Origin of the sequence: Microbacterium sp. K41, assembly GCF_004794395.1 — a bacterium.
Taxonomy (GTDB): domain Bacteria; phylum Actinomycetota; class Actinomycetes; order Actinomycetales; family Microbacteriaceae; genus Microbacterium; species Microbacterium sufflavum.
This window is the reverse complement of the sequence record NZ_SSDO01000118.1, coordinates 1-9,911: the sequence shown is the minus strand read 5'-3', so window position 1 is coordinate 9,911 and position 9,911 is coordinate 1. Positions and strand designations below refer to the sequence as shown.

General features: G+C 72.5%; 10 protein-coding genes. 8 read left to right on the top strand and 2 right to left on the bottom strand.

Features of this window, described 5'->3' with window-relative positions:
• On the top strand, nucleotides 1-735 hold a 735-nt coding region (locus DW309_RS19270), incomplete at its 5' end, for an SGNH/GDSL hydrolase family protein (RefSeq protein WP_446724625.1).
• A 108-nt stretch (nucleotides 736-843) separates the two neighbouring features.
• Here DW309_RS19270 and DW309_RS02605 read toward each other — a convergent pair.
• Nucleotides 844-2,538 (bottom strand): ABC-F family ATP-binding cassette domain-containing protein, encoded by a 1,695-nt coding sequence (locus DW309_RS02605; protein WP_136044477.1) that lies wholly within the window; start codon nucleotides 2,536-2,538, stop codon nucleotides 844-846.
• Between the two features lie 284 nt (nucleotides 2,539-2,822).
• Between DW309_RS02605 and DW309_RS02600 the strand changes: the two genes are divergently transcribed.
• Entirely contained in the window at nucleotides 2,823-3,269 is a 447-nt protein-coding gene (locus DW309_RS02600; RefSeq protein WP_136044476.1) for a glycine zipper domain-containing protein, read from the top strand.
• Here the strand turns inward: DW309_RS02600 and DW309_RS02595 are convergent.
• Nucleotides 3,242-3,922 carry an alpha/beta hydrolase gene (locus DW309_RS02595; RefSeq protein WP_136044475.1) on the bottom strand — a complete coding sequence of 227 codons (681 nt, stop codon included), beginning with the start codon at nucleotides 3,920-3,922 and terminating at the stop codon, nucleotides 3,242-3,244. The two genes, DW309_RS02600 and DW309_RS02595, sit on opposite strands and share 28 nt — an antisense overlap.
• 72 nt (nucleotides 3,923-3,994) lie before the next feature.
• On the opposite strand from DW309_RS02595, the gene DW309_RS02590 reads away from it, so the two are divergent.
• The 6 genes from DW309_RS02590 to DW309_RS02565 form a co-directional block, all read left to right on the top strand.
• Entirely contained in the window at nucleotides 3,995-4,600 is a 606-nt protein-coding gene (locus tag DW309_RS02590; RefSeq protein ID WP_136044474.1) for a DUF4916 domain-containing protein, read from the top strand.
• Nucleotides 4,601-4,753: 153 nt separating this feature from the next.
• Entirely contained in the window at nucleotides 4,754-6,238 is a 1,485-nt protein-coding gene (locus tag DW309_RS02585; protein ID WP_136044473.1) for an APC family permease, read from the top strand.
• Between the two features lie 14 nt (nucleotides 6,239-6,252).
• The gene (locus DW309_RS02580) at nucleotides 6,253-7,026 is read left to right on the top strand and encodes a gamma-glutamyl-gamma-aminobutyrate hydrolase family protein (protein WP_136035653.1); all 774 of its coding nucleotides are present in this window, start codon (nucleotides 6,253-6,255) and stop codon (nucleotides 7,024-7,026) included.
• A 32-nt stretch (nucleotides 7,027-7,058) separates the two neighbouring features.
• The gene (locus DW309_RS02575; RefSeq protein ID WP_136044472.1) at nucleotides 7,059-7,823 is read left to right on the top strand and encodes an SDR family NAD(P)-dependent oxidoreductase; all 765 of its coding nucleotides are present in this window, start codon (nucleotides 7,059-7,061) and stop codon (nucleotides 7,821-7,823) included.
• Complete coding sequence (locus DW309_RS02570) at nucleotides 7,808-9,193, top strand: glutamine synthetase family protein (protein ID WP_136044471.1); 1,386 nt, start codon at nucleotides 7,808-7,810, stop codon at nucleotides 9,191-9,193. The genes DW309_RS02575 and DW309_RS02570 overlap by 16 nt, the downstream gene beginning before the upstream one ends.
• A gap of 1 nt (nucleotide 9,194) precedes the next feature.
• Nucleotides 9,195-9,911 (top strand): aldehyde dehydrogenase family protein (locus tag DW309_RS02565; protein ID WP_136044470.1); only part of this gene is annotated, 717 nt, incomplete at its 3' end.

Here is a 9,911-nt window from a genome sequence, read left to right as displayed (position 1 = left end):
GCCCCGGCCGCGTCGCCGCAGACGGGTTCCGGCGCCGACTCCGGTCCGACGCCCTCGCCCTCGCCCTCGCCGACCAGCACCGCGGCGACGCCGCCGCCCATCCTCGGCACCGACATCACGGCGGTCGGCGACTCGGTCATGCTCGCCGCCGCGCCCGAATTGCAGAACGCGCTGCCCGGCATCGCCATCGACGCCCAGGTCTCGCGCAGCATGTGGCCGGCCACGGGCATCCTGTCGTCGCTCGCGAACGACGGCGCACTGCGTCCGACGGTCGTCGTGGGGCTGGCGACCAACGGCGGCGTCGATCCCGACCTGCTCGCCGACATCCTCGGGATCGTCGGCCCGGACCGCACCCTGGTGTTCGTGAACGCGCACGCGCAGCGCAGCTGGATCCCGGGCGGCAACGCGACGCTCGCCGACTTCGCCGCCGCGTATCCGAACGTCACGGTCGCCGACTGGGACGGTGCCATCACGCCCTACCCTGACGACCTCGCCGGCGACGGCATCCATCCGCAACCCGCGGGCGGCGACATCTATGCGGCGGTCGTCACGGGGGCGATCGCCCAGGCGCACCTCGACGAGGCACAGGCCGCCGACGCAGCCGCGAAGGCCGCGGCCGATGCCGCCCGGGAGGCGGCGAAGGCGGCGAAGAAGCCCGCGGCGGGGACCGCTCGTCCCGATGACACGCAGCACGACGATTCGCACGCCGTCCCGACCCCCACGCCGACGCCGTGACGGCGGTCCTGCTGATGGGGGCGGGGGTGGTCGCCCTGCCTCTGGCGGTGTCGGTCTGAGTCGCGTGCGGGTCCCGCGCCGCCGGACGACGCCGCGGGACCCGGGCGTTCACGACGGGGGGAGCGCCGTCTCCTGCAGCGCACCCTCCGCGTCGATCTCGAGGGTGAGGTCGAGGTCGAGTCGCCGCAGGAACGCATCATCGTGGCTGACGATGAGCACGGCGCCGCGATAGGTGCGCAGCGCCTCGACCAGCTGATCGACCGTGTCCAGGTCGAGGTTGTTGGTCGGCTCGTCCAGCACCACCAGGTGGGGCGCCGGATCCGCCAGGAGGAGTCTCGCCAGGGCCACGCGGAACCGCTCGCCCCCGGACAGCGCCGCGACCGGGCGCTCGACGGTCGCTCCACGGAGGAGGAACCGGGCCAGGCGGTTGCGCAGCTCCTTCTCCGGCACGTGCGGGGCCCGGCGGGCGATGTTGTCGAACACCGACGCGCCCTCGTCGAGGCCGTCCACGCGCTGCGGAAGGTAGCCGATCCGGTCGGTGAACGCCTCCGCCCGCAACTCCGGCCGGTCGTCCCTCGGGAGGTCAGGCCCGGAATCGGCCACACCGGGTGGAGCCGCCGCGATAGGGTCCCGATCTCCTGTGTCGCGAACACCGCTGGCGACGAGTCGTTCGAGCAGGGTGGTCTTGCCGGCGCCGTTGCGACCGATCAGCGCCACGCGCTCGGGGCCCTGCACGATCCAGGAGCGCTCGCCGTCTCCGAGCTCGGCGATGCGGCGCGCGCGGGAGACCTGCGGGTCGGGGAGCTCGATCTTCATGGTGTCGTCCGAGCGGATCCGGCGCCCGGCCTCGTCGTGCGCGGCGCGGGCCGCCTCCTCCTTCGCCCCGACCTCGGTGCGCAGCTTGCCCGCCGAGACCTCGGCGGCCATCTTCCTGCCGTGTGCGATGATCTTCGGCACGCGCTTCTCGACCTCGGCCTTCTTGGCGGTGCGGGCGCGGTGGGCGAGCTTGACCTCCGCCTCGATGCGCTGCCGCTTCTCCTTGCGCAGCGCCTGCGCCGCGGCGACCTCGGCCTGTCGCGCCGCGTCCTGCTCGGCGTCCAGCCACGCGCGCCACTCGGAGTACGGCCCGCCGAACACGCTCAACGTCTGCCCGTAGAGCTCCGCGGTGTCGTCCATCAGCTCGAGCAACGACAGGTCGTGGCTGACCACGATGAGCGTGCCCTTCCACGCGTGCACCATCGCGCCGAGCGTCGCCCTGGCGTCGCGGTCGAGGTTGTTGGTCGGCTCGTCCAGGAGCGTGATCGGCGCGCGCCGCAGGCGGATCCCGGCGATCGCGACGAGGACGGCTTCGCCGCCCGACAGCTCGCCCACGGTGCGGTCGAGGAACGCGGGGGCGAGTCCGGCCTCCGCAAGGGAGGCCTCCGCGCGCGCCTCGATGTCCCAGTCGTCGCCGACCGCGTCGAAGTGCGCGGGATCGACGTCGCCCGCGGTGATGGCGCGCACCGCGTCGAGCGCGGTGGAGACGCCGAGCAGCTCCGCCACGCGGCGGTCGACGTCGAGCGTCAACTGCTGCGGCAGGTACGCCACCTCGCCGGAGGTGGAGACGGATCCGGACGTGGGGGTGAGCTCGCCGGCGATCAGGCGCAGCAGGGTGGACTTGCCGGCGCCGTTGCGTCCGACCAGGCCGGTGCGCCCGGACCCGAAGGCTCCGGACACGCCGTCGAGTGCGACCGAGCCGTCGGGCCAGGTGTAGGTGAGGCGGTCGAGCACGACCGAGGGATGAACGGTGGTGGGGTATGACACGGGGTGTCTCCTGTCGAGTGCGGGGGTGCACTGACACCGGGGCCCGGGGTGGCGCGAACGGGTCGCACCCGGAGGGCGGGGTCTGCCGGGGAGTCGGCGATCGTCGGGTCAGCGCGCGGAAAGAGGAGCGCGGAGGCGACGATTCAGATCAAAGGACTTCCAGACACGGCGGACAGGACGCCACGACGATACCCGGGCGTGTCGGCGTTCGCAACTCCCGGGCGTGTCGCGCCTCCGTCGCACGGGGGATGCCGGCACCGCGACGGATGCGTAGCGTGGGAGGCATGGCGGATCGGAACCCCAGCCCGGAGGAACTCCGGGCACGCACCGGCCTCGGCGTCGGCCTCGCGCTCGGCGTGGCGATCGGCGTGTCCCTCGGCATGGCGATGAAGAACTGGGCCCTCGGCATCGGCATCGGTCTGGCGATCGGCGTGGCTCTCTCGGTCGCTTTCCGCGGCTCCGGGCGGGCGGACCCGAGCGGGCCGGACGGCGAGCGAGACCCGGGGCATCCGGAGGACGGGGTGGACGGGGGTGAGCGGGAGCGCCCGGAAGCTGCGGCGGACCCGGGAACCTCGGGAGCTGCGGCGGACGGGGGAACTCCCGGAGCTGCGACGGATCCGGGAACCTCGGGAGCTGCGGCGGACCCGGGAACCTCGGGAGCTGCGGCGGACCCGGGGGAGCCCGGGAGTGCGGGAGAGCGCGGTCAGGACGGGCGGGACCCCTCCGCCTGATCCGCGTCGATCCCCTCGACCCAGGTCGTGAGGAAGCGGTGCACGTCGCCGAGCTCGTCCTCAGAGATGCTGTGCGTGAGGCCGCTGTAGACGCGGCCGGACAGCTCGGCGTGCGACGGCAGCCACTGGGCCGTGTGGTCGATGAGCGCCGGAGGGATCACGTCGTCGTGCGTGCCGCGCCCCCAGAACACGCGGGGCCGGAGCTCCGTCAGGGCGTCGTCGCCCGACAGCGGCTCCGGTGCGACATAGCCGCTCAGTGCGACCACGGCGTCGAAGCGCTCCGGCGCGAGCCGCAGTGCCTGCAGTGACACGGCCGCGCCCTGCGAGAACCCGAGCAGCGCGACCGACGGGGCGTCGCCCGCCGCGGCGTCGAGCCAGCGGAGGAACGCCTCCGCCGCGAGCGTCACGGCGGTCGAGCTGCGCCCGTCCAGGCCCTCGATCGGGTACCAGGAGCGTCCGGGCTGGGGCCACGGCGGCGCGAGCGGTGCGGCGACGGAGGCGACGGCGAGTCCGCCGGGCAGGTAGGGGACGAGCCCGAACAGGTCGTGCTCGTCGGCGCCGTACCCGTGCAGCAGAACCACGAGGGGGAGCCCGGCGCGCTCCGCCGTCGACCAGCGGGTGGCGGTGTCGTCGATCGTCAGAATCTCACTCACCCCGTCATCCTGCCAGGCGGCACCGACGCGCCGCCGGTGTCCCTCGTCGGAGGGTGCTGATAGAAAGGACGCATGGCGGTGCGCACACCCGATCCCGATCCGGAGCCCGACGACGAGGGCCTCGGCGCGTTCCGCGACGCCACTCCGCCGGCGCCGGACGCGAACCCCGGCTGGCTCAGCGACGTGGAACTCGAGGAGGCGCGTCGGCGCCTTCCCATGCTGTACGTCGAGGCGATCCCGGTCCGCACCGACGGCTCCGGTCAGGTCACGGAGATCGGCATCCTCCTGCGCTCCACGCCGATGGGGGAGATGACCAGGACCATCGTGTCGGGTCGCGTGCGCTTCGGGGAGACGATCCGCGATGCCCTGTTCCGTCACGTCGAGAACGACCTGGGGCCTATGGCCTTCCCGCTCCTTCCCCCGCAGCCGCTGCCGTTCACGGTGGCGGAGTACTTCCCGATCCCCGGGGTCAGTGCCTACCACGACGACCGCCAGCATGCGGTGTCGCTGGCGTTCGTGGTGCCGGTGACCGGGACGTGCGAGCCGCGGCAGGACGCGCTGGAGGTCACCTGGTTCTCTCCCGAGGCCGCCGCGTCCGACGCGGTCGCCGCCGAGATGGAGGGCGGCCGGGGCACGCTCATCCGGCACGCCCTGGCGAGCCTGGGCCTGCTGCGCTGACCGCGCGCTGACGGCCCCGGGAGCGGGGCGTCGCGCTGTTCGTCGTGCCTCGGCGACGGGGATGATCGCCGTTCCGTGGAAAAGTCTTGCGCTGTCGCCGATCAATGGGCTAAAGATTAGACCATTGATCCAATCGGCAAAGGATGCTTCGACATGGATGCTTCGACAACGACGTCGCCCTCCGCAGAACAACCCCGCGAGCGCAACCTCCGCGGCAACCTCGGGGCGGTGGCCGTCACCTTCATGGTGATCGCCGCCGCCGCGCCCCTCACCGTGGTCGGCGGCATCGTGCCGATCGGCTACCTGCTCGGCAACGGGATCGGCTTCCCGGTCATGTTCCTCGTGGCCACCGTGATCCTGCTGCTCTTCTCCGTCGGCCTCACCGCGATGAGCCGCTACCTGCCCCGCGCCGGCTCCTTCTTCGTGTTCATCACGCACGGACTCGGTCGCACCCCCGGCCTCGCCGCCGCCTACCTCGCCCTGGTCTGCTACACCACCGTGCAGATCGCGGTGTTCTCCTACCTCGGCGCCACCATCTCATCGAGCATCGCGCTGCTCGGCGGGCCCGAGATCCCCTGGTGGCTGCTCACCCTGGTCTCGGTCGCGCTGGTCGGTGCGCTCGGGTACCGGCAGATCGAGCTCAGCTCGCGCGTGCTCGTGGTGGTGCTGCTCGCCGAGATCGGGATCGTCGTCCTGCTGGGGCTCGTCATCCTCGTCACCGGCGGAGCCGACGGCGTGACCTTCGGCTCGTTCGTCCTGCAGAACGTGCTCTCCGGGGCACCCGCGCTCGGGCTGATGTTCGCCATCGCCAGCTTCATCGGGTTCGAGTCCACGGTGGTGTATCGCGACGAGGTGCGCACGCCGGAGCGCACCATCCCGCGCGCCACCTACGCCTCCGCGATCGTGATCGGCGTCTTCTACGCGTTCGCCGCCTGGACCGTGGTGGTCGGCGTGGGGGAGGGAGACGTGATCGACGAAGCCGCCGCCGACCCCACGACCCTCATCACCCGCGTCACCGAGCAGTACCTCGGCCCGGTCGGCTCGGTCGCCGTGGCCCTGCTGTTCCTGGGCAGCATGTTCGCGGCGGTGCTCTCGCTGCACAACGTGCTCACCCGCTACCACCACGCCATGGCCAACGCCCGCGTGCTGCCCGACCGCGTCGGCAGCGTGCACACCCGACACGGATCGCCCCACGTCGCCTCGCTCGTGCAGGTCGCCACCTCGGGCGTCGCGATCGCCCTGCTCGCCATCCTCGGCTTCGCGCCGGAGAACATCTTCTCCTGGTTCGCCGGCATCGGCACCCTCGCGATCGTGATCCTCATGGCCGTGACCTGCCTCGCCGTGATCGTGTACTTCGCCCGCACCCGCGCCCTGCGCAGCCCCTGGCACACCGTGATCGCCCCGGGCCTCGGACTGCTCGGGCTGGCGGTGTCCGCCGTGCTCATCGCCGCGAACTTCCCGTTGCTCGTCAGCGACGTCGACGCCGACGGCAATCCGGCGTGGGGCGTCATCAGCATCACCCTCGTCGCCGTCGTGATCATCGCCCCGGTGATCGGGCTGGTGCAGGCGGCGATCATGCGGGCGAGCGCACCGGCGGCCTACGCCCAGATCGTGCGGCGCTTCGACGAGAACGCCTGACCCCGAACCGAAGGATGGACATCATCAGTCTCCCCGCCCTGCCCCGGCCCCTGATCGGCATCTCCGGTCGTCGCACCAGCGGCGCGGCGATCGGCGCCCCGTACGGCTTCGCCGACGCCCCGCTGGAGGCGTACCTCAGCGAGTACGCCACCTCGGTGCTCCGAGCCGGCGGCCTGCCCGTGCACCTGCCCATGGATGCCGACCCGGCCGAACTCGTGGCTCGGCTCGACGGCGTCGTCATCGTCGGCGGCGACGACGTCGACCCGCGCCGGTACGGGCAGACCCCCGGCCCGTTCACGCCCCTCGTCGACCCGCAACGCGACGAGTTCGAGTCGGGCCTGATCCTCGCCGCGATCGAGCGCGCGCTGCCGCTGCTGGGGGTGTGCCGGGGAGCGCAGCTGCTCAACGTGGTCCGCGGCGGTACCCTGCATCAGCACCTCGCCGCGGGCGAGGGCGAGTCGCACGGCTCGTACGCGTACCCCCGCGCCCACCGGGTGCACGAGGTGCGCACGGCAGAGGGCAGCGTCGTGCACGGCCTCTACGGCGAGAGCACCCGCGTGAACTCGTTCCACCACCAGGCGGTCGACGCCCCCGGCGCCGGGGTGACCGTGACCGGCTGGGCGCCCGACGGCGTCGTCGAGGCGATCGAGCTCGACGGGCTGCCGGTGGTGGGCGTGCAGTGGCACCCCGAGACCTTCGGCGGTGACCCGGTCTTCGACTGGCTCGTCGATCAGGCGTCCGCGCACACCGCGGTCGCCCCCACCCCCGCGACCGAGAGCGTCGCCTAGGCGCCGCAGACGCACGAACAAGGAGAGACACCATGCGACACGCAGACAGGAATGCCTTCATCACGGGCGCAGGATCCGGGATCGGCCGCGAGACCGCCCTCCGCCTGGCGAGCGAGGGGGCACGCATCCTCGTCACCGACGTCTCGGCCGAGGGCGCCGCCGAGACCGTGCGCCTGATCGAGGCGACCGGAGGCACGGCGCTCGCGGCGGTCGTGGACGTGCGCTCGCGCGAGCAGATCCGCGCCGCGGTCGCGCAGGCCGCCCAGGCGTGGGGAGCCCTGCACCTGCTCGTCAACAACGCCGGCGTGGTCACCGAGCACTCGTTCGAGACGCTGACCGAGGAGGCGTGGGACTTCGTCTTCGACATCAACCTCAAGGGCCAGTTCCTCGTGGCGCAGGAGGTGGCGCCGCTCATCGCCGAGTCGGGCGGCGGCGCCATCGTCAACCTCTCCACCGTGGAGGCACTGGTCGTGGTGACCAGCACCGGCACCGCGCAGCCGCACTACAACGCCAGCAAGGGCGGCGTGCCCATGCTCACCAAGGCGCTCGCGGTCGAGCTCGCGGCCAAGAACATCCGCGTCAACTGCGTCGCCCCCGGCCCCATCGCGACCGACTTCTTCGACTACGACAGCGTCACCAGCCCCGAGGCGCTGGAGTTCATGAAGCAGCGGCTGCTCGTGCCACGGGTGGGCCTGCCGAGCGACATCGCCGCGGCCGTATCCTGGCTGCTCAGCGACGAGGCGTCCTGGATCGACGGCATCCAGCTCCCCGTCGACGGAGGGTGGCTGACGCGATGATCGACGACGTGCGCCTGGCGCCGGACGAACTGGAGGCCGCGGGGATCCGCACCGTGATCGTCGCGACGCCCGACCTCCAAGGTCGGCTCGTCGGTCGCCGCATCCCCGTCGAGGGCTTCGGCCGGGTCGTGGCGAACGGCGTCGACATCTGCACCTGCGCGTGGGCGTGGGACATCGATCAGGGGCTCGAGCTGATCGACCAGAACCGCTTCGCCCTGTGCGGCATGCACAACGGCGTGCCCGACGTCACGCTGCTCCCCGACCTCGACACCCTGCGCCCTGCGGCGTGGCTGGAGGGTGTCGCGATCTGCCTCGCCGACCCGGTCGACGTGCACACGCACGAGCCGATGCCGCTGTCGCCGCGGGTGATCCTGAAGCAGGAGCTGGCGCGCCTGCGCGACCTCGGTCTCACGCCGCTCGCGGGCACCGAGCTGGAGTTCTACCTGTTCCGCAACGACCCGCGGGAGCTGCGCCGCTCGGGGTTCCGCGACCTCGATCCGACGACCCTCACCCCCTCCGACTTCATGATCCACGAGGGCAACCTCTACGAGCCGTTCTTCCAGAGGCTGCGGTCCGACCTGCGCGCGAGCGGCATCCTCGTCGAGGCCGCGCAGAGCGAGTGGGGTCTCGGGCAGTGGGAGATGACGTTCGAGTACGGCGACCCGCTGGAGATGGCCGACCGGCACGCGCTGTACAAGCTCGCGGTGCGTGACACCGCCGCCCGGGCGGGCATGTCGGCGACCTTCATGGCGCGTCCGCTCAACGACCAGCCGGGCTCGTCGTGCCACGTGCACGTGTCGTTCGTCGACGACGAGGGCACGGCGCTGTTCTGGGACGACTCCGACCCCGATCATCTGAGCCCCCGCATGCGCTCGGCGATCGCCGGGGCGCTGGAGCACGCGCCGGCGCTGATGGCGTGGTACGCCCCGACGGTCAACTCGTACCGCCGCAGCAACTCCACCGACGTTGCCGGCAGCGGGCGCACCTGGGGCTTCGACAACCGCACCACCACGGTGCGTGTGGTCGGCCACTCGCCGCAGGCGCTCCGGTTCGAGTTCCGCCTGCCCGGCGCCGACACCAACCCGTACTTCGCGCTCACGGGCATCCTCGCGTCGGCCCGCGACGGGATGCGGACGGGTGCCGAGCTCGGCGATCCGGTGCGCGGCAGCGCCTACGACCTCCCCGGCGACGGCGCCATGCCCGCTGACCCGCGGCAGGCGGGAGCGCTCTTCGCCGACAGCGCGTTCGTGCAGGAGCTGCTGACGCCGGAGCTCATCTCGCATCAGCGCATCCTGCTCGACCACGAGTGGTCCACCTTCATGTCCCGCGTGACCGACTGGGACCTGCACCGCTACTTCGATCGGATCTGAGATGACCTTCCCCGCCCTGTGCACCTGGATCGGCGGCGTCGCCGAGGAGAGTCCGGAGGCCGACGGCTCCTGGCTGCACGACCCGAACACCGGCGAGGCCCTCGTGCCCACCGCCTCCAGCTCCCTGGAGCAGGTCGACCGGGCCGTCTCCGCCGCCCGTCGGGCGCACGACGATGGCCGCTGGCGCGGACTCGCCCCCGAGGAGCGCGCGGTCCGGCTGGGGGCGCTGGCCGCGTGGCTGGACGACCGTGCCGAGGAGATCGCCCGCCTCGACGCGCTCAACAGCGGGGTGCCGCTCGCGGTGACACGGCTGTTCGGCGGAGCCAACGGCGCGACCCTGCGTGACGCCGCCCGCCGAGCCGTCGTCCGTGGGGACGTCGCGGAGCTCCCCGCCGAGCAGGGCGGCGTGCGGCTGCACCGTGTGCCGTGGGGACCGACCGCGCTCATCCTGCCGTGGAATGCGCCCAGCGCCATGGCCGTGAAGAAGACCGCCTTCGCGCTCGCCGCCGGAGCGACCGTGGTGCTCAAGCCCTCGTCGTTCTCGCCGTGGAGCGCGCAGCTGCTGCTGGAGGGCGTGCACGAGGCGGGCATTCCCGACGGTGTCGTCGGACTCGTGCAGGGCGGCGGCGGCGTCGGCCGTGCCCTGGTCGCCGACGAGCGCATCGCCGCGATCTCGATGACCGGCTCCACGCCGACCGGCCGCGCCATCGCCGCCGCG